Annotated in this window: 24 protein-coding genes; 20 read left to right on the top strand and 4 right to left on the bottom strand. The window is 37.6% G+C overall.

From position 1 onward, the window contains the following. Positions 1–74 precede the first annotated feature (74 nt). The 17 genes from DXA55_RS02470 (at position 75) to DXA55_RS02555 (ending at position 16,383) form a co-directional block, all read left to right on the top strand. On the top strand, positions 75–1,058 hold the full coding sequence (locus DXA55_RS02470; RefSeq protein ID WP_117805191.1) for a hypothetical protein: 984 nt from the start codon (positions 75–77) through the stop codon (positions 1,056–1,058). Positions 1,059–1,434: 376 nt separating this feature from the next. Continuing rightward, entirely contained in the window at positions 1,435–2,388 is a 954-nt protein-coding gene (locus tag DXA55_RS02480; protein ID WP_147341983.1) for an LPD25 domain-containing protein, read from the top strand. 91 nt (positions 2,389–2,479) lie between these two features. Next, positions 2,480–2,974 carry a hypothetical protein gene (locus DXA55_RS02485; protein WP_117805188.1) on the top strand — a complete coding sequence of 165 codons (495 nt, stop codon included), beginning with the start codon at positions 2,480–2,482 and terminating at the stop codon, positions 2,972–2,974. Positions 2,975–3,087: 113 nt separating this feature from the next. Continuing rightward, positions 3,088–3,564 carry a hypothetical protein gene (locus tag DXA55_RS02490; RefSeq protein ID WP_117805187.1) on the top strand — a complete coding sequence of 159 codons (477 nt, stop codon included), beginning with the start codon at positions 3,088–3,090 and terminating at the stop codon, positions 3,562–3,564. A 22-nt stretch (positions 3,565–3,586) separates the two neighbouring features. Beyond that, on the top strand, positions 3,587–3,832 hold the full coding sequence (locus DXA55_RS02495; RefSeq protein WP_117805186.1) for a hypothetical protein: 246 nt from the start codon (positions 3,587–3,589) through the stop codon (positions 3,830–3,832). Between the two features lie 18 nt (positions 3,833–3,850). Then, positions 3,851–5,416, top strand: a complete 1,566-nt coding sequence (locus DXA55_RS02500) for a DUF6674 family protein (protein WP_117812938.1) — start codon at positions 3,851–3,853, stop codon at positions 5,414–5,416. 14 nt (positions 5,417–5,430) lie between these two features. Beyond that, complete coding sequence (locus DXA55_RS02505) at positions 5,431–7,119, top strand: hypothetical protein (RefSeq protein ID WP_117812939.1); 1,689 nt, start codon at positions 5,431–5,433, stop codon at positions 7,117–7,119. A gap of 14 nt (positions 7,120–7,133) precedes the next feature. Continuing rightward, on the top strand, positions 7,134–7,925 hold the full coding sequence (locus tag DXA55_RS02510) for a type IV secretory system conjugative DNA transfer family protein (RefSeq protein ID WP_117812940.1): 792 nt from the start codon (positions 7,134–7,136) through the stop codon (positions 7,923–7,925). Continuing rightward, positions 7,871–9,448: a type IV secretory system conjugative DNA transfer family protein gene (locus tag DXA55_RS02515; protein ID WP_147341984.1), complete on the top strand. Its 1,578-nt coding sequence runs from the start codon at positions 7,871–7,873 to the stop codon at positions 9,446–9,448. Before DXA55_RS02510 ends, DXA55_RS02515 begins: the two co-directional genes overlap by 55 nt. Before the next feature lie 26 nt (positions 9,449–9,474). Continuing rightward, positions 9,475–10,530 (top strand): ArdC family protein, encoded by a 1,056-nt coding sequence (locus DXA55_RS02520; RefSeq protein WP_117812942.1) that lies wholly within the window; start codon positions 9,475–9,477, stop codon positions 10,528–10,530. Positions 10,531–10,542: 12 nt separating this feature from the next. Then, a complete protein-coding gene (locus DXA55_RS02525) occupies positions 10,543–11,118 on the top strand; it encodes a hypothetical protein (protein WP_117805181.1) in 576 nt (191 codons plus the stop codon). 94 nt (positions 11,119–11,212) lie between these two features. Then, on the top strand, positions 11,213–11,608 hold the full coding sequence (locus DXA55_RS02530; protein WP_117812943.1) for a hypothetical protein: 396 nt from the start codon (positions 11,213–11,215) through the stop codon (positions 11,606–11,608). A 64-nt stretch (positions 11,609–11,672) separates the two neighbouring features. After that, positions 11,673–11,957: a hypothetical protein gene (locus DXA55_RS02535; protein WP_117805179.1), complete on the top strand. Its 285-nt coding sequence runs from the start codon at positions 11,673–11,675 to the stop codon at positions 11,955–11,957. A gap of 350 nt (positions 11,958–12,307) precedes the next feature. Then, positions 12,308–12,703: a hypothetical protein gene (locus DXA55_RS02540; RefSeq protein WP_117805178.1), complete on the top strand. Its 396-nt coding sequence runs from the start codon at positions 12,308–12,310 to the stop codon at positions 12,701–12,703. After that, positions 12,685–14,067: a relaxase/mobilization nuclease domain-containing protein gene (locus DXA55_RS02545; protein ID WP_117812944.1), complete on the top strand. Its 1,383-nt coding sequence runs from the start codon at positions 12,685–12,687 to the stop codon at positions 14,065–14,067. Before DXA55_RS02540 ends, DXA55_RS02545 begins: the two co-directional genes overlap by 19 nt. Before the next feature lie 15 nt (positions 14,068–14,082). Next, on the top strand, positions 14,083–15,108 hold the full coding sequence (locus DXA55_RS02550; protein ID WP_117812945.1) for a hypothetical protein: 1,026 nt from the start codon (positions 14,083–14,085) through the stop codon (positions 15,106–15,108). Between the two features lie 93 nt (positions 15,109–15,201). Continuing rightward, complete coding sequence (locus tag DXA55_RS02555; RefSeq protein ID WP_117812946.1) at positions 15,202–16,383, top strand: HipA protein; 1,182 nt, start codon at positions 15,202–15,204, stop codon at positions 16,381–16,383. A gap of 66 nt (positions 16,384–16,449) precedes the next feature. Here the strand turns inward: DXA55_RS02555 and DXA55_RS02560 are convergent, their stop codons facing one another. The 4 genes from DXA55_RS02560 to DXA55_RS02575 form a co-directional block, all read right to left on the bottom strand. Next, a complete protein-coding gene (locus DXA55_RS02560; RefSeq protein WP_055265153.1) occupies positions 16,450–18,069 on the bottom strand; it encodes an AAA family ATPase in 1,620 nt (539 codons plus the stop codon). Positions 18,070–18,088: 19 nt separating this feature from the next. Beyond that, on the bottom strand, positions 18,089–18,661 hold the full coding sequence (locus DXA55_RS02565) for a recombinase family protein (protein ID WP_055265151.1): 573 nt from the start codon (positions 18,659–18,661) through the stop codon (positions 18,089–18,091). A gap of 132 nt (positions 18,662–18,793) precedes the next feature. After that, the gene (locus DXA55_RS02570; protein WP_117812947.1) at positions 18,794–18,958 is read right to left on the bottom strand and encodes a helix-turn-helix domain-containing protein; all 165 of its coding nucleotides are present in this window, start codon (positions 18,956–18,958) and stop codon (positions 18,794–18,796) included. A 141-nt stretch (positions 18,959–19,099) separates the two neighbouring features. Continuing rightward, positions 19,100–19,414 (bottom strand): hypothetical protein, encoded by a 315-nt coding sequence (locus tag DXA55_RS02575; RefSeq protein WP_117812948.1) that lies wholly within the window; start codon positions 19,412–19,414, stop codon positions 19,100–19,102. Positions 19,415–19,624: 210 nt separating this feature from the next. Here DXA55_RS02575 and tnpA point away from each other — a divergent pair, with 210 nt between their 5' ends. The 3 genes from tnpA to ltrA all read left to right on the top strand — a co-directional run bounded on the left by tnpA (position 19,625) and on the right by ltrA (position 22,718). After that, positions 19,625–20,062: an IS200/IS605 family transposase gene (gene tnpA / locus DXA55_RS02580; RefSeq protein ID WP_117812949.1), complete on the top strand. Its 438-nt coding sequence runs from the start codon at positions 19,625–19,627 to the stop codon at positions 20,060–20,062. Beyond that, entirely contained in the window at positions 20,043–21,146 is a 1,104-nt protein-coding gene (locus DXA55_RS02585; protein ID WP_117812950.1) for an RNA-guided endonuclease TnpB family protein, read from the top strand. The genes tnpA and DXA55_RS02585 overlap by 20 nt, the downstream gene beginning before the upstream one ends. A gap of 627 nt (positions 21,147–21,773) precedes the next feature. Then, positions 21,774–22,718, top strand: coding sequence for a group II intron reverse transcriptase/maturase (gene ltrA, locus DXA55_RS02590; protein ID WP_117812951.1), 945 nt, complete (start codon positions 21,774–21,776; stop codon positions 22,716–22,718). The last annotated feature ends 62 nt before the right edge of the window (positions 22,719–22,780 follow it).

Here is a 22,780-nt window from a genome sequence, read left to right on the forward strand (position 1 = left end):
GGTGTTAAAAAGAAAAAAAGGTCGCTAAGGGAAATTTCATCTTTCTCTTACGACCTTTTTTGTTGGAGGCATTTATGAGTAAAAGAAAATTTTCAAAAAAAGAGGTTGCCATAAGCATAGCGGCGGCCGCTCTTGCAATAGCAACGGTTGGAGGCGCGGTCGCTATCCATAAAGATTCCAGCAACTCAAATACTGGACATTCTATTACCGTGGAGCAATCAGACTACAGTAAAAAAAAGGAAGAGGCAATCCAGCAGATTCAGGATGCCGTAAAAGACTTATCGGATGACCAGCAATCCGAAATTGACTCTTATATCAAACAGAATATTGAAAACATCCAAAAAGCTGAGTCTGAACGTACCATAGAAAGCACGCTGCAGGAAACACTCGATTACATCGACCAAAGAAGTTTGAGTGAAAAAGAAGAGCAACGAAAAGAAACACAGACAACGGAAACATCTTCTTCCAGTGAAAGGGAGGTTACTTCTTCCTCTGTATCAGAAGAAGATAAATACCATATCCTTGGGGAAGATTATATTTATGAAAATAACGACTATCTTCCAGTTATCAATCAAAGTAACTGGATCTATATGTCTGATGAAGAGAAAGACGATTGGCTGAAGAAATGCACACCGGTAAAAGAAGATTCCGCCCACTCTATCACAGCCATATGTACAGACGCTTATGGTTACAATAAAAGCTGGTTTCTTCCCTGCAGACTGCATAAATGGATCACGGAAAACAATATCACAGCAACGGAAGGTGAATATCTGGCCTATGGAACCTATAAACCAAGTAAGGAAACATTCTATCTCGTACTGAATGACAGTAACCGAACCGTAACTCTGGTTACATACAACAAAAATTCCCAGGACTTTTCCTTTGAATTTGCCGGCATGACAGAGAGTGAGGTACTGGAAATGAAGAAAATGGATGCAAATACATCAGACACCACAGGGCACCAGGATGATTCCAATAATACTTCTGATGCCGGTGATGCACCACTTTCTGAATCTGCCTTAAATGAAATGGAGAAAAATGCAGAACAAAATCAATAAAATCAAACATACCGGCGTATATGTTCTGGTTGTAGATGATTACTTATACAAAACCGGAGACATATTTGGCGAGTGGGTTTTTCTTCCCATGGATTCACCGGCAATCTCAAAATATGATGATACTTACGTTATTATTAAGTATGATTTAAGTGACATTACAAATCAGACACAGAAAAACTGGATTCAAAAGCAAATCGAGCAAAATAAACATAATATTTCGCGCCTCAATAACATCTTAATAGCGTATATGGAGAACGAAAACTGGAATTCATAGTCTCCAAGGAAAACTGATACTTATAAATTTTCCGAAAAAGGTAGCCTAATTTTGAGGCTGCCTTTTTTGAACCACAAATCAAAAAAAAGAAGAAGTAAAAACATGAAAATACAACGAGATGGGAAAGAATATACCTTGACGGCCGAAGAAGTTATGGAAGCCCACGAAGAATTTGTTACCAGTTTTATGGCTGCCGAATTGGAAAATTCATATGATGTACCACATAAATATTCGAAAGATCTCGCAAAAGAGGCATATGATATGTATGCTGACAGCGGTAATTATTCCGAATATGATTGCATCGAACGTGTTGCAAAGGACTATCAGGATCGCTGTAAAGAACCTACTGTTACAATAACTTGGTCAGAGTGTAACGATTTTGAAGATGGCGAGGTTATTCCGCTCGCAGAAGCAAATAAAAGGTTTGAATTAATTGATGCCGATATTCGAGAACAATATGGCGGCCACTATTATGAAAAGACAAAATTCCTGTTGAATTATAATATGGGGAAAGAAAATTTTTCCTATGAAGGCCGCCAGGATTTCGGTGATTATGAGGGTTCCTTGATCGATCACCTTCATAATATGGCACTTATGTATGCATATGATTCTGAGTATTATGATTCGGTGGCATCCAGTAATACACCGGAACTTGCAGAGAAAATCCGTACCAATGGACTGTTTCTTTTAAATAAGCTGGTGCCGTATTTGAGAGCACATGAAGAAATTTCCGATAAATCAGTAACAGTGCATGTTCTGTTTGACAAGCCATCTGTAGAGATAGAATCATGGAAGGAAAAATACTTGATAGATTTCGATAACTATGTATCCGACTGCAGATACTGCCTTAATTCTGGTTTGAATTTACCCGATGAACCGATGTTAAAAGATTACGATCCAGCTTTAATTGCAGAAAGGCAAAAAATAGAGGAAGAACTTAAGCAGGAAGCTGCTGCTGCGGGAATGACGGTAGAGGAATATGCTGCAAATGATTTTATTTCTCCAAAGCAGCAAACAACGAATAAGAAAGCCACAAAAAAACAGCCAACCCTTTAACCTATGTTCAGCAATCTATCCCCGGCTTCTTGCATATACCTAATTTTCTGTTATTATAAAAGTGAGAAAAAATGAAAGAGGCGAAAGAAATATGAAATTTGATATTAATGCATTAATTCAAAAACAAAAAAGACCAATCAAAGATAAAAAACAGCTTTCTGCTGAACTGAAAAAAACTATTGAGCAAGAAGAAGATCCTCGGATTCAAAAACATAAAATTAATGCCTTGAAAAAGGGTTATACTCCAGAAGAAGCGGAGAAAATTGCTAGTATTTGCCGATCATACTATAAGTCTATTGACAAAATGCAAGCGGAACTTTCTGAGAAATCCATGAAAATTCACGAGATTTTTAACGAGCAATCTGTAAAGAAAGGATCATGGCAGCAAAAATACTTGACAGATTTTGATAAATATGTATCCAAATGTAGATACTGCCTTAATTCTGGTTTAGATTTGCCTGATGAGCCGCTATTTACAGATTATGTTCCGGATTTAATTCCTGTAGAGGAAGAACTTAATCAGGAATCTGCTGCCGCAGGAATGACGTTAGAAGAATATATCAAAAAAGAATATCTTTTCAAATAATATTTTCAAAAGGCAAAAAACAGTAAACAAGCATACAAAATGTTCCCAAAAACGCCCAATCATTTAAGACTGCTAAGCAGTCTTTTTTATTACAAAAAAAGGAGAAAGAAACTATGGATATAGATACATTAATTGAGCGACAAGAAGTACTGGTTGAAAATCAAAAACAGCTTTTATCTGCGATGGTGTCTACACTTGACCTAATGAAAGCAGAAAAATTACGTCAAGAAATAGATCAGGAAATAGCATTTGATGAACCAAATAAGACTGTTGAGCAAGAAGAAGATCCTCGGGTCCAAAAGCATAAAATTATTGCCTTGAAAAATGGTTATACCCCGGAAGACGTGGAAGAAGTTGCGAGTATTTACCGATCATACTATGAATCTCTTGATGAAATCGAGGCAGATCTCGCTGCAGAAGGTAAGCCAAGTAATGGATCTGACTATGAATTACGAGCTGAAAATGTACGTGCGCTTCGCGATCAGGACTTATCATATATTGACCACAAATATGAAGAGCAGCGCAAACAGAAGTCACGTCCTACGCAGCATCCACTGAAACGTCCCAAAAAAACGATGAGTAAAATTTGACTTGTAGAAAAGAGGAAACCATATGTCAGAGTCACTGGGCCCCCGGAAAAAGGATTGGGATTTTTCATCCACATTAAAAACTCTTCTGGATCGTCATACTCTCGAACTTTCCAACGAAGAATTAGAGGAAATCAATCTATACCTTTTAAATCAAAGAGAACACGCGATCGCTTTATACTCTCAGCAATTATATGGAATGAAACGTACAGCCAATCGTTTATCCAACACTTCAACATCCTTTCAGGATCAGTTACAACACATGAACTAAAAAGAAAGAAGGGTTCTTATGTCACAAGAAATTGAAAATAATTTTGAAGAACGAAAGAAAGACTGGGACTTGACCGGGCTTTTGGGCGATGTTATTCGAAGGTACATATATCAACTGACTAATGATGAGCTTAATGAAATCAACTTGGAAAAAGCTTCTGGAATGCCAGATGAAGAGATTAAAAATGGAATCAAACTCCCTTTGGCTACTATGCAGCAACGCCGTGAAACATGGGGTTCTCAAAGTAAATTAGATGTACAAGAGCCTATGATTTTTATATTGCAAAGTACAGTAGAAAAGTTGTCCGTCGGAGACAAAATCCCATTATCAGACGCAGATAGCTTTTTGATTCACCAAGAATCCGGTGTTCTTAATTATGAACTTCATTATTTGATGAATGGTACGCCGCAGGAGTATAATGCATTCCTTGATCTTTCTAAAGTTAAAGTGGCCGACACGTTAATGGATGGCGTTACGCACAGCGTTCCACCTGCTTTATCGGATTACCTTGAGCGGCATCAACAATTAAACGATACAGAACTTGGAGCCAAACGATTGCAGAAGTTAAATTGTGATTCAAAAAATGTATCTTATGCAAATGCTCTACTTTCCTATGTAAGAGAAGCAAGGGAATGTTTAAATTCTGGAAAACAACTTCCACAGCGGCCAACCAGAAGTTCTATTACTCTTGAAAAACCAAACGAAGAAGTTGCAGTTCCGCTTTCCGAACAAACTCCAGAAGAAACTGCTGTCCCTGATCTTAATTCTGCACCTGAAATTAGTATCCCTTCATCCAACAATGAAGAAGTTATGCAGCATCAAAACACCACTCCGGAAAGTCCGGAGGCAGAACATCAACAAGCAAAAATGGAAAATCTTATGGATATATCTCTTCCATTGGTTGATCAGGAACCATTTCAAGAGATACTACAGGCTCTTCTGAAAAATGATATGTCTCAAGCAGCTAATCTGTTGCAATATCTCGGAAGTCATCTGGATAAATTACAAGAAGAGCATCAGAAAATGCAAGTAGAATTCAGGGAACTCAAAGAACAGGTAAATTCTATTGACGAAAGATTTTTTAATGATTCTGACAGTGTTGATACCGTACAGAATAATCTTGATCAGAGTGAAAAACTCATAACACTTAACAAGTCCCGCCTTGCCAATGTTGTTCTGCAGACTAAGAGTAACTTAAAAACTGCTGGAAAAAATGCGCTTTTATCGTTTGCTGAAAAAATTCATGTTCCAAAAGCTTTGGCTTCGTTGCAAAAGGGAATGCAGCATACGCAGGATTCTCTCGATGTACTATTCCAGCGGCTGAACGATGCAAAGCAGGCCGTACAAGATGTTTCCAATAGTGTAAAAAACGTTGGCCGGGCATTGACCGGAAAAGAACTTCTTGAATATGTCCCGTGGGACCCAGAAAAGGGTAAGATTGCTTCTGTCCAGCGTAAGATTTACGCTATGGAGCGTACATTGGGTAATTTGCAGGAAAGAACAAATACATTACTTTCTAAAATGCAACGTCCTGAGCAGAAACCCGAGAAGCAGGTAAAAAAGACAACTAAAAAGGTTATTTAAAGGAGGTATTAAAAATGGCAGCTGAAGATGCAGGTGGAAGTGGTGACCTTGCTATCTTGGTCAACACAGAAATGATTATTCTTAAAGGGGCTGTTAAAGCAGCAGCTTCCGCAGGTAGTGTAACCGGAAAGGTAGTAAATAAAGCTCTGCTTTCTCCCTTCCGACTGATTCAATTTTGTATGAAACTACATAAGCAACATATAATCTCCACGTCAGACTTCAAAAGTTTTACACAATTCATGAAAGCCTGTGATGGAGATTATATTATCGCAAATCTCCCCACACGCGATCCGGAACAGTTGGATAAACTCATGGATTCCATGACAGAGGTTGGAATTACCTACTGTCTCCTTCCTGATCTGGATATTCAGGATTCCTGCCAGCAAATTGCCATACGTGGAAAAGACGTTGCAAAATGGCAGGCATTATACGAATCTTATGTAACAAACCAGCTCGATCTTGGTGGTCCACTGGATTTTGAAGAGTTGAAAGCTCTTACTTCCGGAAATTATAAAATCAAAAGTCTTGCACTCGGAGATGCTTCGGAAGATAATGAGCAACTAGAGCAATTCCTGGATATATTGGACGAACGTGGCGTGAACTATTCTGTTCTTCCGGATCTTAAATATGGAGATAATCACATCCAGATTGCCGTTGCGAATCAATCTCTGCAACAATTCGCAGCAGCTATTAAAGCATATTTAGAAGAATTTCCGGATGCAGCTAAAAATTTGGTAGAAGATATAACTGAACAAGAATATTTTGATTCTGGCCGTATGTCAGAGGAAGATTATATGAAAACAGCTTCGCCGGAAATAAAGGAAAAAACCGATCCAAAAAATTGGCAGAAAGGAAAAAATCTGAATGCACAGTCTTTTGAGCAAGCCCTGGCTGGGAAAGAAGTCGATCGTTATGAAACCTTAAAGAACCGACCAGGGTTAATCGAACGATATATTCCTTCTCAAAGAGTAGCTGCCAGAAGAGAAGATGAAATTGCGCTGCAGACAGGTGACCGAGAATATGTTCGTATTCAGGAAGCTCTTTCCGTTGACAATGGTAAGGGCTTTATTATTTTTCTTGATCCGGAAAAAAATTATAATGTCTATCGTCCGGATGAAAAAGGGATTCTTCAGACTCCTTCCGGCAGTCTGTCTGGAAAAGAATTTTCCAAGTATACAGAACAATCTGACAAAACACATCGTTTAGATTATATTCCGTATGCAGAAACTGAAACTCCGTCCGAAGCTCCTCAAAAGCAATCATCAAAAGCAAAATCTATGGAAAAAACTGTTTCACAAAGCTCTCCAGATGTTTCTACTCAAGAAGCAGCTTTTCCCGTTACCATTAATTGTAGTCTTGTTGATGATATTATGGATGACAAGACTTTTATTTCTCGTATTCCTGGTTCTAAATTGCATATCAAACTTCCTCTTTTTTCCATTGCTGATGACGGAAAAACTCTTGTTTCAGCAATTGATCCACAAAAGGAATATGAAATTTTTAAAAATGATTCACCAACATCGAATCCTTTATTGAATATGAAAGGAGCGCAAATACTACCTTATTATGATCCAGTTCGACGCAAAAACATAACAAAACAGTTAGGCCAGAATCAAAATAAGATTTTAAAGTTTTCTCAAAATCCTGCTTCTAAACACAAGCCTAAATCTTCCCCTATAAGGAAAAAAGACTTAAAGCTTTAATATAAGGAGAAAAAATGATAAAGAAAAAAAAGATTCCAATTAAAAGTCTTGTGCTTATTCTTATTTTGGTCGAATTAATCTGCCTTGTATTTGCAGGTATTTTGGGTGAACCTGGTAATGATATAAATCTTAAAACAGCGTCATGGATGAATCATCCATGGCGCTGTTTTAATCAGTACACATTGATTAGTCTTGGATGTGGTCTGACCGGATGGGTATTTTTTCTTGCGTTTTATTTGGATACGCATCGCAACACACATTCAGACATCGAACATGGTTCTGCAGAATGGGATGATCCGGACACTGCAAATAAACGCATGGCCGATCTTAAGCATCCGGAAAATAACCGCATTCTTTCCAAACACGTAAATCAGGCTTTATCCGGTTCGAAATCCTTTCCAAATAATAATATGATTGTTGTCGGTGCTCCTGGTACCGGTAAATCATTATTTGTGATTGCTCCAAATATTTTAAAATGTATTTCTTCCTATTTATTCATGGACCCTAAAGGTGAACTTGTGGAAAAATATGGAAACTATTTGCAAAAGAACGGTTATCAGATCCGTGTTTTGAACTTAAAAAACATGGAATCTTCTGATCGATACAATCCTTTTGTTTATATCCGAACAGAAGATGATATTCCACGATTGATTATGAATATTTTCAAGTCTGTGGAACCCCCGGATGCCCAAAAAGGCGACCCTTTCTGGATGATGGTTGCGCTCTTTATCTGCAGTCTCTCTTTTATTTCGTGTGGGCTGTATCTGTACCAGATAAAAAAAAGATTTTTGCAGAAGCCGGTTTAAAATGGGAACCTGTATATGCTACGCAAACTTTAAATCAAGTAACAAAGCTCATGCAGCTGGAAAGTAAAAAAGTACCACCTCGCTCTGAGGATGAAGAAGAGTCCACAGAATTATCTTTATTAATGGATGCATTAGCAGATATGTATCCAGATCATCCAGCTGTCAGAGATTATCGTAAATTAAAAGAAGGTGCGCCCGAAACAGTTGCTTCCGTTCTTTTAATTTTAAATGGAAAATTCAAGTTCTTTTATTCGAAATCTATTCAGCGCATCTTTGAAGCAGATGATATGAACTTATGGGAACTTGGAACCGGTTGGCACAGGGATGGAAAAAGTAAAGTAGCATTATTTCTAGTCCTAAAAGAAAACGATAGCAGCTACAATTTTGTGGGAAATATGCTTTATCAACAGCTGTTCGATGAACTTTTGGTAGAAGCAGATCAGAATTACCATGGTGTTCTTCCTATTCGTGTTGAGTGTTGGATGGACGAGTTTGGCAACGGGTTACGGCCGGAAGGTTTTGAACATTTAATCACAACCCTTCGATCTCGTAACATTGCTGTCATGCTGTTCCTGCAATCAATTAGTCAGCTGCAAACCATGTACAAGGGTGACGGATGGAAAGTATTCATGGATTCCTGTGCTGTATTTTTATTTCTTGGTTCCGGCCGTGGTGCGTATGACACCCAGGAAACTATCAGTAAAATGTTGGGTGCTGCCACAATCGAAAAGGCATCCGGTAGTGTTTCATACGGTCAAAACGGAAGCAGCAGCACAAGCTACGATCGCCTGCAGCGTTCGCTTATGGATGCAAATGAAGTTGCACAAATGGATAAAGACAGTTGCATCATTCTTCCATTTGCAAGTAAACCAATCATCGACAAAAAATATAAGCCATTCCATGATCCCTCTTATTTGAAGGCAAAAAAATATGGACCTTATACCCATCCAGTTGAAATTTTCCGTGATAAAAACGGAAACCTGCATACAGTAAATCACCAGGAGAAATTTTATTTTCCGGATGAAGGTCTTCAAGCAAAAATACGCGATGATCTAAAAGAAGGGAAATCTTCCGGCATGTTATTCGAACTCAGCGAAGATGAATTTTGTTCTCTGGATCTGGATGATCCGAAACTGAATGGCCCGCAAGGAAATCTTTTTTTGCTTCAACAGTTAAAGAAATTGGAAGATGATAGTGCCACTTTAAAATTACAGAATGCTGTCAACGAAAAAATGAATTCTGTAATTTATGATACGTCAGACAACACATCCTCCTTGGAGGCAGATGAAGAATCTGCCGCAGAAACCATTTCTGTTTATGATGTGCGTCAATCTTGGGATCTTTCCGGGAATCTGGAAGATGTTATCCGAAGATATATACTCGAACTTTCCGAAGATGAAGTATCAAACATCACAGAAGCTATGAATCGGCATATCCCGGAAAAGAAGATCAAAGATTGTTTAACTCTTCCACCGGAAAAATTATGTCTTATGCTGCAGTTTTATATGAAACAAGCAAACTAAAGTAACTTAGAGAGGAAGTATACCTTATGGCCGAAGAGAAAAAAAACAGATCAGAGGAACTAGAAAGTCTGGATAAGAAAATCAATGAGATTATTAATGGATGGAATCAAAATCCGGAAGAGATTGTTGAATTTTTACAGTTCTCCAGCAAATTTTCTTACGCTTATTCACCACGCAACATGATGCTCATTGCTCAACAGCAAAGAGGAGCTTTACTCTGTAAATCCTTTAAAGCCTGGAAAGAACTTGGTTACTCTGTAAAAAAAGGTGAGCATGGAATGGAAGTGTACGTCCATACACCGATCACTATTTTAAAAACAGATGATGGAGATATTCCTTATAGTAAAGCATCCAAAGAACAGCAGGCCGCTTATGATGTCGGAGAAATAGAAGGAGAGAAACTTTCGTATTTCAAAAAAGGATATACATTTGATATTACGCAGACAAACTTTCCTCCGGAAAAATATCCAAAGCTTCTTGACCGTGGAATTCCATCTGAATTTCACAGAAGCTGCACAAATATATTAAAAGAATACTGTGAAGAGAATCTTGGGCTTAAAGTTTTTCTGCAAGACCAGGAACAAAATATTAAAGGAGTTTCCCTTTATGGCTATCACAGTCCGTCAGAACACGAAATTCATATTGCTTCAACTTTACAGGATACCGCTGCTTTCTCAACATTAACACATGAATTCGGACACGCTCTTGCACATGGATCTGTCGAAGAATCTCTGAATACAAATTTGCATCAAAAAGAATTTGAAGCTGATGTTATGAGTATTATGTTTTGTCAACACTATGGGCTTGAAATAACCGACGAAAGAAAGAGTCATCTTTCTGGTCATTACAAAGATTGGAAAAAATCCGATCCGAACAATTTTCATCCGGATAAAAGTATGCGGAAAATGTTTGACTTATTTAGGGAACACTCAACTGTCCTGGATCAAAAAATAGTTAAAGCTTTTCCAGAGCTTGCAACAAAATTACTTCCGCAAGAACTAGAAGTGAATTCAGAAAAAAAGAAAGTTGTAAATAAAACTGCTAAGAGAAAACCAAAGAAAAAGAAAACACCAAGACTGTAAATACGATTTTTTATGAAGAAGAAAAATAGATGCGCAGACGAATTTCCATCCAGCAGTATCAGAAAATACATCGGCTATCCAGATAGTGCGTATATACATTTTGATGAAGTTGGTGCAGTGCTTTTTATTTTTCGAGCAAATCCTTCTTTGAAAGAATTGGATGGATTCGAAAAAAAATTTGAAATTCGAATTACAGAATTTTCAAAAATCATGTTTATCTCTTTTCGCTTTGGATCTTCTGACTGGTGCAGCATCTCATATTCTCCATACTTAGACACATGGCAGAGCAAACAATTTATTTTTCCGAATTGTAAGTACGGAATAAATTTATTCATAGCACTTTTCGATACATCAACCGGAAAAATATTAAGGGCCAGGATGCTCGATCTTCCGTGCCTCTTTTCAAAAAAAATACGCTCTGCCATTGTACTGCAGGCACTGCAGCCATTCAATAAAGAGAAATATATTAAAGTTATTAAGCAGTTTACTTTTTTTCATTCGCAAGAAGAAATTGCAGTGCAAAGCAAATTATCATCACGCTGCACAGTCCACTATCGTGCATCACAGACTGTCCCTATACAAAAATAATGAATTATTTTCACACCACACATTTCAAAATAATCAGAAAAATGCAGAATCACTATTCTGTGTTTCATAAAAAATTAAAAGTGAGGTAACTAAAATGGAAAGAAAAAAAACTCAGGCAACAACAGCAAAGTTAAAAAAGGTTCAGACCGAAATCAAAAAGACAAAGGATAAACTCAATAAACTTATGGCAGAAGAGGAACGTTTGACTGTTCAGTATCAGACAGAAAGTTACGAAGAGACTTTAGCTTATTTGAAGTCTGCAAGCAAAAATGGAAAGCCAGATCTTGAAGAGATGTGGAAGTTTTTGCAGAGCACTTATTCTCCTGAGTTGAAAAATTCAGTTTCACAATCGACCGGAAATTCTGCACCTTCAGAAGAATCAACTGATGACGTAGAAGAAAATTCTGAAACAGAAGAAACATCCAGCACTGTTCCGGAACAAAAAATTTCTCATTATGATTCAAATGATCTTGAGTTTTTAGCTGACTAATTTTTTGCGGGACATCCTTTTGGGGTGAGGACGTCCCGTTTTTCAAATAGAATCGAGGTAGCAAATGGAAAGCAAAAATTATCATTTCAATGTGAGCAATCCCGAATTGATTTCAAAAATTGAACGCTTCAATGAATATGGATTTGCAAACCGAACTGATTTTTTTCTTGAAGCAATAAAAGCATATGACACAATTTTCACTCCAGAAAATTCTTTGAAAAAACTCATCACAGACGCAGTGATGGATGGAATTGTTGGAGCATTGAACATAGAAACAAACACAACTGATGATGGTGATAAAACAAATTTTGAAGACAGTGATGAAGATTATCTCATCTACATTAAGTAAGAATTGTAAAAATTTACATTACCTTATACCTACGCTCGATATAAAATCGAGCAAAAGGGGTCTTAGGGGACTCCCTAACAAGATGCAAATTGTTTACAATTTGCGTATCTTGCTAATTAAGAAATAGGAATGTGTTTCTTATGGTCGTAAAACGTCCATGAGCCTGCAGCCCCAGTGTTTATGCGGCTTTCCGGGATTTTCATAAAAAACGCATTTTTCTCCACAAAAAGCCCATGGTCATAAAACGTCCATGGATATTTTTGTCATGGTCGTAAAACGTCCATGGGCTTTTTTTAATTGATTTGTCTCGAAAATTTTTATCACCGAGTACAGAAAAGAGGAAAGTATTGATGGAAAAAGAAAATAAAAAAGCAACTGCCTCTGAGAAACTGACGAAGGTAGTTGCCATTCGAATTTCTCAAACTGATTATGATATTTTTTTAGAAAAAGCAAAAATGGAAAATCCGGAATCCACAAAAATAAATATTTCAAAATACTTATGCAGCGTTTTACACGATTCCACAATTTCAAATTTTCATTTTTTAAAAAAGAATTTTCGTCAAGTCGAACAGGCCTTACTCAATATTGACAGCAAACTTTTGCAGATCGAAAAAAATTCGGCAGGATCTTTTTATCCGGAAGAAATGTTGGAAAAAATCTCTGAATGTAAACGGCAGCTTGAAAAATTAGAGTTTGATTTTCAAAAATTGGAAGAGGAGATTTCAAAATGGCAATCACCAAACTGAGTCATGTCAAAGAACGGAAATCCGGAAATCCTAACGCAGGACTCTATAATTGCATTGATTATATTTTGAATCCTGACAAAACAGAAGAGCGTTATATCGGAGGAAACGCGGGTTCCACTACACAGGAAGTATATAACCGGATGATGGCAACAAAACAAGAATTTCGCAAATTGGATGGCCGACAATGTTATCACTTCATTATTAGTTTCGCACCAGGCGAAACGGATGCTATCACCTGCTTCAATATTGCTCAGGATTTTTGTGAAAAATATCTCGCCGGAAAATATGAATACGTTTTTTCTGTCCATACAGATCACGCGCATATGCACGCTCACATAGTTTTTAATTCTGTCAGTTTAGTAGACGGAGTAAAGTATCATTATTCAGATGGACAGTGGAAGAGTAACATTCAACCGATAACGGATCAGCTTTGCGAAAAATATGGACTGAAAAAATTGACTTACGTTCCAGGAAAAAGAAAAGGCGTTGATTATGGAACATGGAGGGAAAAGAAAGATCCATCCGGAAGTCAACGATTACGTGAAGCTATTGACATGGCAATAGCGCAATCTGATTCCTACGATGATTTTCTTTCTATAATGAGGAAGTCATATCAAGTAAAAATTGGGTTTTCACAAAAATGGAATTCTGAATATCTTTCATTTAAAGATTTTAAAACTCCGGCCGGACGATACCGTAGAAATTACGTTCTTGGAAAATCATACACTGTCGCAAGTATTCAAAAGCGCATTTCATTAAATAAGATGGAAATTCCAGAATCATTAAAACGACTGCCACCACATATTCGAGGTTTTGAATCTTCCATCGGCTCTGGTTTTCGTTCAGCAAATGGTTTATACCTTACGCAGCATCAAAAACGTTATATGATTCCATACTGGAGGTTAAAAAATTCCGAACGCACAGTTACTAGTGGCACAGGGAACATTCGAGAATATTCAAAAGAGGCTGATAGAAATTTGCGTGACCTGCAAACCGTGCAAGATAATAAAATTCGAACCGTTCAGGATTTGTCCTCCCGCTTGGATGAATTGAATCAAATGACCGATTCCATTCGAAGAGAACTTCGTGCAATACAGTCTAGCCGTGAAGATTCAGAAACAGAGAATGTCATTTCCGAATATCTTTCCATTCAAAGTGCATTTGCGAATGCCGCTGTTCCTATTGAAATGGAAGGGAAATTTGAAAACCGATTGGATGAGATCGAAGAAAACTATCCGATCGAAGAATTGATACACCAAAAAGAATCTAATAGTAAAAAAGAAAAACAACTACAGAAAGAAATCAAAAATTTGCAACAGGCATCCAGACGTTTATCAAAATTAAAAAAGATCCAAAAGAGATAAAGAGGAGTAGTGAAAATGGCTTTCCAAAAATATTCTGAAGAAAAACGTAATGAAATTTTAGATTCTCAACAGGAAAAAAATGCGCGTGGAAAAATAAGTTTATTACTGAATTTGGGATTTCCCAAAGATTGGATTGAAAAAATGCTTCCTTATATAAATGAGGATACTACATCATGGCAATTACGCATGATCAGTCTTTTCGATCAAGATCCGGAAGATCTCGTAGCCATGTTGGAAGATTCCGTAAAAAATTCTTCTGTAGAAATTTTTCAGTCTATTCGGAAGAAATATTATATTGAAAAAAAAAGCAGTGCAGATATTGAACAGATTCAAAAATCAATGGAGCAATACGTTCCATTGATTCATAACCAACTAGACGCTTACAACGAAATGTCCGCTTTGTTGCAGCAGCAATTTGCCGTCCAGCAAGAGAAAGATGATCTACATAAATCTAAAGGTGACCTGCAAGAAAGAATAAATGCTATGCAGAAGGAGCATGAAAAAATTTCCATTGAGAAGGAAGATATTTTTCATCAGCTGCAGGATTCAGAGAAAGAAAAAATTTCCATTCAGCAACAACTCGTTGATGCGACTGAATCGCTGCAGAAATCTCAGGGAACTGCAGCTTCTTATGAAAAACAAATTGCTATTCTGAATAATAGAATTGATGAACTTGAAAAGCAGTTGGAAGTATATCAAGCTAAAGAAAATGAAATTACCCAGGAAGAAGAGAAGCAGCTTGAACACATTCCCGTTAAACGTCGAATAATCTGGTCATCTTTTTTTCATGACTCTAAAATAAAACGCAAAGAAGAACTAGACATTCAAGAACAGGCTGAACGCGAGAGACTTGCAAAGGAATACATTTATGATCCATCCCATTCTGAAGAACAGGCTGCGCTTTTTCTCGATGCAGCAGGAACGGAAGAGTGGACCTTAGAAGATCTTCGAACACTTGCTGCACAATCAGATATTGACAGCATGAAAATATTACAGCGTAAAATAGAACAGCTGCATAAAGCTTCACAGAAAAAAAAATAATAAATAGCTTTCTTCCACATTTACAGTTGTTGTTTTATTTTGAGGAAAATGATAAAATTAATATAGTTCCATTACTACGGAGGTGATTTAAAAATGTCAGTATCATATTTTAATACAAACGAATATGAATTAATGAATAAAGATAATATTGTTGCAACTGTAAGCTGTACAAGAGATGAATTTAATGACTTATATTTTGAAATTCATCATATATTTTCACAATTACCAATTGGTTTCAAAACATTTAAAGACTGGATCGAAAATCGTAGAGCACCTAGCAATCGCCAGCACATTGAAAAATTGCTTAAGCGTTGCAACTGTTATGATTTAGAAGGCTTCCTTCAAGTTACACATGCTGCAACTTTAAATGATACGTTTTGGGTTCGTCCAGCAAAGAGTCATCTTTCCTGGAATAATGTTTCGTTATTCCAAAATCCTTTCGATGACGTTGTTGCTCGGATAGCCTTTGAAGGTGGTTTATATGGTGAACATTTTTCAACAGCTTCCCCTGAATTTTCTACTGATGGAACTTTTGCAAAGTGTTGGACTCGTTTAGACAATCAAATTTTCCTCATGAAAAGAGGGTCTGAAGGTGGTGCGAATGCTGGGCTTGAGCCATACAGTGAGATGTATGCTTCACAACTAGCCGCTGTATTTTGTCCAGACTCCGTTCCATACGATGTTGTAAATTACCATGAAAAAAAAGCCTCTAAATGTCCGCTTTTTACAAATGAGCAATATGGTTTCGCTCCAACTTATAAATGCATCGGAGTAGAAGCCGGTATTGCCCAAACCCTGCAATACTTTTCTTCTATTGGTAGCGAAAACGCTTTTCGTAGAATGCTAGTTTTAGATGCCCTTATAGTCAACACTGACCGTCACAAAGGAAATTATGGAATATTATTTCAAACTGATACTCTTCAACCGATAAAAATGGCACCTGTATTCGATCACAATCAAAGTTTATTACCATACGCAATGGAAGATGATTTTCGTGATCTCGATTCCTATTTGAGCGAAAAAATTCCACGAATCGGTACAGACTTTTCAGAAACTGCAGCCATGGTAATGACTCCAGATATAAGATCAGATCTAAGAAATTTACAGGACTTTGAATTTTCTGATTCATCAAACGGTTTACCAAAATGGAGAGTAACTGAATTAAACAAATTAATAGTCCATCAATCAAGATCTATCCTTAAATCAAAAAAAATATATATGTCTCCCGATCAACCTAAAAAGAAAAATATTAAAAAATCAACTCCTCGTCTATGAAAAAAATCCGTGTCAATAATTGACACGGATTTTAAAGTTAATGTGATTATGATAGCTCTCTATTCATTATAGTTTACGTGGTTTCTTTCTTGATGTAGTCTTGAGATTTGGTTTGGAAGTATTGCAGTTTTCATTAAGTAATTGTTTTATCTCTGGCCGTGGAGTATTGGAAACTATCGAAAGTCGTTTTAAATACGTTGCTGCATTCAAATAAAGTACATCATTTTGTTTTGAAGAAGCTCCCGTATAAAGTACCAAACGGCTTTTCACCTTTCCAAAATTTTCATCTATATATTCCAAAAAATCAGTGTTTCTTAAATGCTTTGTTTGATCTATTACGATCTGATTAGAGTATTTTACTTCAAACAGATAGCTTTCTCCTTTTTGCTTATCAACCAGTATCATATCAGCTTCAACATGCTGGTTGTTGTTTCTCAAGGTGATGCTTAATTGTGATACGTAATAACGATCCAGATCAATCTTTTGGAATGTTTTATATGTTTCCGCAAGAATTATATTTTCAAGTAAAATTCCTTTTACGAAATGATCTGCTCTTAAAATAAATAAATTTCTGTCAGCTATACCACAAGTATCCTTCCACATAGAATCATCCGCCAAATTTTTGATCAAAGCAGTTGAATGGGCATATATCATACCTGGTTGCATAAAAATTTCTAAATCTTCAGAACGTTCCCCACTATTCAATGAAATATATGATGGAATTTCGAGAAATAGTTCGAGTTCCAACAAGTAATTCTTTAGTTCATCCAGATGTCGCTTACTTAAAGACGTTTGCATTTCATCCAAATCCTTAATTCCCAAAGCATTCTTGGTTGCCTGATTGGCTTCTTCCGTGTTAATTAGTGACACATAAGATGGTTCTTGAATATTATGGATCGTAGAATACAGCGGGGCACTTTTAAAACACTTGTTAACTGCTTTGACCGTAGTGTAATAGCTGAACTTATTAATCATTTTATTCAAAACAGATTTCAATTCATTCTGTTCGTACAACTCAGTTATTGCAGCTCCATACCTTCTTGCATCTTCGCTTTTCTCCAATGAATGTAAAATATTTCCAACAATAGCGGTATTTTGATATTCTTCGCTGGCCTGCAATGTTTTATATGGACTTTTTGTTAATGTTCCTCCGTATTCAATATATTCATCTACGGAATCATTTTCGATAAGTTTTGAAAACTCCGCAAAAGGAATATAGGATGTATGTATCATTTGAATCCTATCATATAAAATATCGGATTGCGCAAGCATAATTCCCAATGAGTCCGTTCCAGCGATAACGATTTTAGCTCCTTTTGCTGCAAAATAATCTGAAAAAGTATTTCCATATTTTTGAAAGTCTGTAACTTCCGTTATTTCATCTAGGAAAAAGTTGCGAACGCCTTTATCGTATAAATCTTCCATTGCCTGCCGCAATTCAAGCATATCACATTCCCGTAGGCAAAGAATATATACTGTTTTTTCTTTGTCTTTATCCGATAGTTCTGATATATACTGATACATCATTACTGTTTTTCCGGTTCTTCGTAGGCCATATAAAGCACAAATCTTTCCAGGATATTCATGCTGCATGAAACCTTTCAATTGATTATAACAATCCCTTTTCCGAACATATGAAGTGGCGATTTGGTTTCCCATAATAATATTAATATTTTTTTCATACATAAATTGCGCCTCCATTTCTTCATTGACTTATTTTATATTCTCGGAACAAGCGGTCAAGCGTACATCTACTTATTTTCAATTCTTTTGCAATCTGCGTTTTCGTTGCCTGTCGGGTCATATAACGATTATAGTATTCTTCGATTCCAGGAACAACGATTTTGTTTCTTCCTTTGTAGCGTCCTTCTTTTTTGGCAATGGCTATTCCTTCCCGCTGCCGTTCCAGAATCATTTCTCGCTCAAACTCTGCAATGGCTGCCATCATGGTGAGCTGCAAACGTCCTGTCGGTGTCGATGTATCAAAGTTTTCTTTGAGACTTACGAACTTTGCTCCAGTATTCTCGATTCTTTTCACGATACTTAAGAGATCATATGCAGTCCGGCCGAGTCTGGAAAATTCTTCCACATATACGACATCATCTTCACGAATGAACCCCAGCATTTCCTGAAGTTTAGGTCTTTTCATCGTTTTACCGGATGCCTTCTCAATAAACCACTTATCAATATTATATTTTCCCAGTGCCTCTCGTTGCCTGGCTTCATTTTGTTCAACCGTTGATACTCTTACATAAGCAATATTCTTACCTTTACTCATTTTTTCCTCTTTGTACAAATAACTTCTTAGATATGGTCTACATTTTGTTCAATAATTGAATCTCTGACTTTATTTTAACATTTTATTGTCCATTTGACAATGTATAAAAACGTACACCCTATTTAGATATTTTTATTGTGACATCACATCTTCCCTTACAGCTTTTTCAAGAAGCTGACGAACATATTCAGGACAGCTGCTCTTACCGGATTCCCAGTTTTCCAAAGTTCGCACAGGAATATTATACTGCCTGGAGAATTCAGCTCTTGATTCAGAAAGCATCTCTCTTATTTCCATTTTTTCTTCCTCATTTGATATTACATATACTTTGCCATTGTGCTCCGCCAAAAGAATCCGTCATACAACCACTCAAGATCGTTTTTAAAAGTTGGCACATCGTGATGGTCTAATTCGGCAACGAATTTTACGTATTCATAGCTATAACCGTTTTTTTTGTAATACGTCAGCAGCGAGTTTATAGCTGTACAAAAAGTCTGCTTTATCAGCAACAGGATCTTCATCATCCCAACTCCACTCATCTTTTTCTTTCTCTTCATCTGTCATGGTGTCGTTTGCCTTTTTGTAAAAGAGAGAGAAAGCATATTTTTCTTCAGCCGGCAGATCTTCCATTTGCATCAAATGAGCCTTTCCCCAGGCATCATCAAAAATTTTTTTAAACTTTGACTTGAGTGGCATAGGAGTTTTATGCTTATATTGATTTATCGTGTCATCAATAATGAGCGCTAAATCCATATCAATGGGAAGTTGTTCTGTAACCAGATATACGCTTTTTTCATCGCAAACAATATAGAAGGTATCATTTTCAGTTTTTAACTATGCTCAGCAAGAAGTCCCCGACTTCTAAAGTGGGGGATGAATTGCGTCCGTCATAAAATATTGAAATACAGGATAAGAAGCGTTATAATAAAATCAGTCGAAGAAAAAAAGAAAGGCTGAACATATATGGAATTAGACAATAATGCACATTCGGTATTTTTGCTGTATTACCATCTTGTCCTTGTTGTCAAATACCGCAGGCAGGTCTTTGATGAAACGGTTTCCGAACGTTCAAAGGAAATCTTTGTGTATATTGCACCGAAGTATAACATTATGTTGCAGGAATGGAATTATGATAAAGATCATGTCCAGATTTTATTTCGGGCGCACCCAAATTCAGAAATCAGCAAATTCATAAATGCATATAAAAGTGCAAGCAGCAGACTCCTGAAAAAAGAATTTCCGCAGATACGGCAGAAACTGTGGAAAGAATGTTTCTGGAGCCAGAGTTTCTGCCTGCTTACAACAGGCGGCGCACCAATAGAAGTCATCAGAAAATATATTGAGTCACAGGGAGAAAAAAGCCGCAAAAGGGGCAGGTCTTATGGCAAACAAAGCATATAAATTCAGGATATATCCGAACAGGGAACAAAAAACACTGTTTGCCAAAACGTTTGGCTGTGTACGGTTCATCTATAATAAAATGCTGGATGATAAAATCAAATATTACGAGAAAACGAAAAAGAAACGGAACAATACCCCGGCGCAGTACAAAAAAGAATTTCCGTGGCTGAAAGAGGTTGACAGTCTAGCCCTTGCAAATGCACAGATGAATCTGCAAAAGGCATATAATAACTTCTTCCGGGATCCGAAAGTTGGATTTCCGAAATTCAAATCCAGACATAAAACCCGCGCTTCTTATACAACGAATAACCAGAAGGGCACGGTAGCCCTTGAAAATGGGCACCTGAAGCTTCCAAAAGCAGGGTTTGTGAAGGTCAAACAGCACAGAGCGATACCGGAAGATTACCGGATCAAATCGGTCACCATCAGTCAAAATCCGGGCGGGGACTATTATGCAAGCGTTCTGTTCGAGTACGAAAACCAAGTACAAAAACAGCCCATGCATCAATTTCTTGGTTTGGATTTTTCCATGCAGGAACTGTACAGGGACAGCGAAGGCAGAGAACCGGAATATCCGGGATATTACAGAAAAGCGGAACAGAAATTAAAGAGAGAACAACGAAAGCTCTCAAAAATGCAGAAAGGTTCCAAAAACCGTGGAAAGCAGCGGATCCGGGTTGCCAGAATGCATGAGAAAGTAGCGGCCCAGCGCAGAGATTTTTTACACAAACAATCGCGAAAGATTGCAGATGCGTATGATTGCGTCTGTATAGAAGATCTCGATATGAAAGCAATGTCACAGGCGCTGCACTTTGGCAAATCCGTTTTGGATAACGGCTGGGGGATATTTGTGAATTTCCTGAAGTACAAAATGGAAGAACAGGGAAAACAGCTGGTGAAAGTAGGCCGTTTCTTTGCAAGCAGCCAGCTGTGCAGTGTATGCGGGTATAAGAATACCGAAACGAAGGATCTGCGAATCCGTGCATGGATCTGTCCGAAATGCGGTACACACCATGACAGGGATGTCAATGCTGCAGTCAATATCCGGAATGAGGGTATGCGTCTTATGTACAGCCTGCAGTGACAGGAATATAGAAAAAACCGTGGGGCACACGGGGATAGCTCGCTTATGCTTGACACAGTGGTGTCATCGAACGAGAACCGACGGTTCGCTTTTTGCGAAAGGAAGCCCCCGCCTCTGTAGGCGGGGGAGGATGTCAGTTCGCCCGGCGCGAACGTTATTCTTAAAGGTGAAAGTCCTAAGTGCGCCTGTTAGCGGGAAGCACATAGCCAACAAGGCAAGGGTGTCCATTGTGAGATGGAATCTGAAGGAAGCCTGAGGCAAACCATTGGTCCGACGGACAGAAATCATGTATAAGGCTTACAGTTCGGATAAGACTGCTGAACAAGTTGAAGTCCAATAGCTAACAGAGGACTGGTAGTAGACATGGCGGATAGGTGATGAGAAAGATAGCGTATTTTAACCGGGGAGATCCTATGAGTGGTTTCATCAGCCATAGTAACAACGAATCATAGGAAGTCAGCAGATGTCATAGTAGCGAAGAAGTCCGGGAAACCGGATGGAGCAAAGGACAGAACAGTTAATCATCTGGAGTACGTCCTAATTGAGAGTTTTAGACGAAACACATGCCGAGAGGAGTACCACAAGTACTAAGTGGTCGGAACTCACGAAAAGGAAAGGAAACAGTGCATGGAGGAACAAGGAATATTTATAGAACGCATTCTGTCAAATGAAAACATGAATCGTGCCTACAAACAGGTGAAAAAGAATAAAGGTGCGGCAGGAATAGACGGAATGGAATGTGCCGATTTGCTTTCTCATTTGAAAGTAAATGGCCAGCAACTCAGAGAGAGTATAAGAAATCAGTCATACAAACCAATGCCAGTAAAGAGAGTGGAAATCCCTAAAGCAGACGGAAGCAAACGAAAACTTGGTATTCCAACTGTCACAGATCGCATGGTACAACAAGCAGCTGCACAGGTATTAACACCTATATATGAAAGAAAATTTCATGAGAACAGCTATGGATTCAGACCCGGAAAAAGTGCACAGAAGGCAGTATTAAAAGCAGTTGAATACATGAATGAAGGATATAACTGGGTCGTGGATATTGACTTGGAAAAGTTTTTTGATACGGTAGAACACGACAAGTTAATATCTGTTTTGAACAAAGAGATTAAGGATGGAAAAATACTTTCGCTAATCCGAAAATTTCTAGTAAGTGGAGTTATGGTTGGAGAACAGATAGAAGAAACAGAAATCGGAACCCCACAAGGGGGAAATATTTCACCACTTCTCGCTAACATACTGCTCAATGAATTGGATTGGGAACTTGAAAGCCGAGGACTTAAATTTGCACGATATGCAGATGACTGTATTATTTTTGTCAAAAGCGAAAAAGCTGCGGCAAGGGTAATGGAATCGGTCACGAAGTATGTTGAAAATGTTCTGCGGCTGAAAGTGAACAGGGACAAGAGTAAAATAGGGAGACCCACAGAAATACAATATCTGGGATTTGCCTTCTATTATCAGTTTCAAGAAAAGAAATATAAGATAAAAGTCCCTAAAAAGTCATTGGATAAGGTAATGAATGAAAAGTCTAATCCCCCAGCTATGCTGGGGAGAATAGAGTAGTCGGAAGTGGTGAGGATAACAAAATAAAGCCTCCTGTGATAGAATGAGAATGGTGTCGCAAG

Source organism: Blautia sp. OF03-13 (assembly GCF_003460685.1).
Lineage (GTDB): Bacteria > Bacillota > Clostridia > Lachnospirales > Lachnospiraceae > Fusicatenibacter > Fusicatenibacter saccharivorans.

Excerpts from the sequence above, each read along its gene's own strand:
- DXA55_RS02485 (WP_117805188.1), top strand. The coding sequence starts at position 2,480 with ATGAAATTTGATATTAATGCATTAATTCAAAAACAAAAAAGACCAATC.
- DXA55_RS02535 (WP_117805179.1), top strand. The coding sequence starts at position 11,673 with ATGGAAAGCAAAAATTATCATTTCAATGTGAGCAATCCCGAATTGATT.
- DXA55_RS02505 (WP_117812939.1), top strand. The coding sequence starts at position 5,431 with ATGGCAGCTGAAGATGCAGGTGGAAGTGGTGACCTTGCTATCTTGGTC.
- DXA55_RS02480 (WP_147341983.1), top strand. The coding sequence starts at position 1,435 with ATGAAAATACAACGAGATGGGAAAGAATATACCTTGACGGCCGAAGAA.
- ltrA (WP_117812951.1), top strand. The coding sequence starts at position 21,774 with ATGGAGGAACAAGGAATATTTATAGAACGCATTCTGTCAAATGAAAAC.
- DXA55_RS02540 (WP_117805178.1), top strand. The coding sequence starts at position 12,308 with ATGGAAAAAGAAAATAAAAAAGCAACTGCCTCTGAGAAACTGACGAAG.
- DXA55_RS02575 (WP_117812948.1), bottom strand. The coding sequence starts at position 19,414 with ATGGATTTAGCGCTCATTATTGATGACACGATAAATCAATATAAGCAT.
- DXA55_RS02555 (WP_117812946.1), top strand. The coding sequence starts at position 15,202 with ATGTCAGTATCATATTTTAATACAAACGAATATGAATTAATGAATAAA.
- DXA55_RS02565 (WP_055265151.1), bottom strand. The coding sequence starts at position 18,661 with ATGAGTAAAGGTAAGAATATTGCTTATGTAAGAGTATCAACGGTTGAA.
- DXA55_RS02530 (WP_117812943.1), top strand. The coding sequence starts at position 11,213 with ATGGAAAGAAAAAAAACTCAGGCAACAACAGCAAAGTTAAAAAAGGTT.
- DXA55_RS02550 (WP_117812945.1), top strand. The coding sequence starts at position 14,083 with ATGGCTTTCCAAAAATATTCTGAAGAAAAACGTAATGAAATTTTAGAT.
- DXA55_RS02470 (WP_117805191.1), top strand. The coding sequence starts at position 75 with ATGAGTAAAAGAAAATTTTCAAAAAAAGAGGTTGCCATAAGCATAGCG.
- DXA55_RS02500 (WP_117812938.1), top strand. The coding sequence starts at position 3,851 with ATGTCACAAGAAATTGAAAATAATTTTGAAGAACGAAAGAAAGACTGG.
- DXA55_RS02585 (WP_117812950.1), top strand. The coding sequence starts at position 20,043 with ATGGCAAACAAAGCATATAAATTCAGGATATATCCGAACAGGGAACAA.
- tnpA (WP_117812949.1), top strand. The coding sequence starts at position 19,625 with ATGGAATTAGACAATAATGCACATTCGGTATTTTTGCTGTATTACCAT.
- DXA55_RS02545 (WP_117812944.1), top strand. The coding sequence starts at position 12,685 with ATGGCAATCACCAAACTGAGTCATGTCAAAGAACGGAAATCCGGAAAT.
- DXA55_RS02560 (WP_055265153.1), bottom strand. The coding sequence starts at position 18,069 with ATGTATGAAAAAAATATTAATATTATTATGGGAAACCAAATCGCCACT.
- DXA55_RS02525 (WP_117805181.1), top strand. The coding sequence starts at position 10,543 with ATGAAGAAGAAAAATAGATGCGCAGACGAATTTCCATCCAGCAGTATC.
- DXA55_RS02570 (WP_117812947.1), bottom strand. The coding sequence starts at position 18,958 with ATGGAAATAAGAGAGATGCTTTCTGAATCAAGAGCTGAATTCTCCAGG.
- DXA55_RS02495 (WP_117805186.1), top strand. The coding sequence starts at position 3,587 with ATGTCAGAGTCACTGGGCCCCCGGAAAAAGGATTGGGATTTTTCATCC.
- DXA55_RS02510 (WP_117812940.1), top strand. The coding sequence starts at position 7,134 with ATGATAAAGAAAAAAAAGATTCCAATTAAAAGTCTTGTGCTTATTCTT.
- DXA55_RS02520 (WP_117812942.1), top strand. The coding sequence starts at position 9,475 with ATGGCCGAAGAGAAAAAAAACAGATCAGAGGAACTAGAAAGTCTGGAT.
- DXA55_RS02490 (WP_117805187.1), top strand. The coding sequence starts at position 3,088 with ATGGATATAGATACATTAATTGAGCGACAAGAAGTACTGGTTGAAAAT.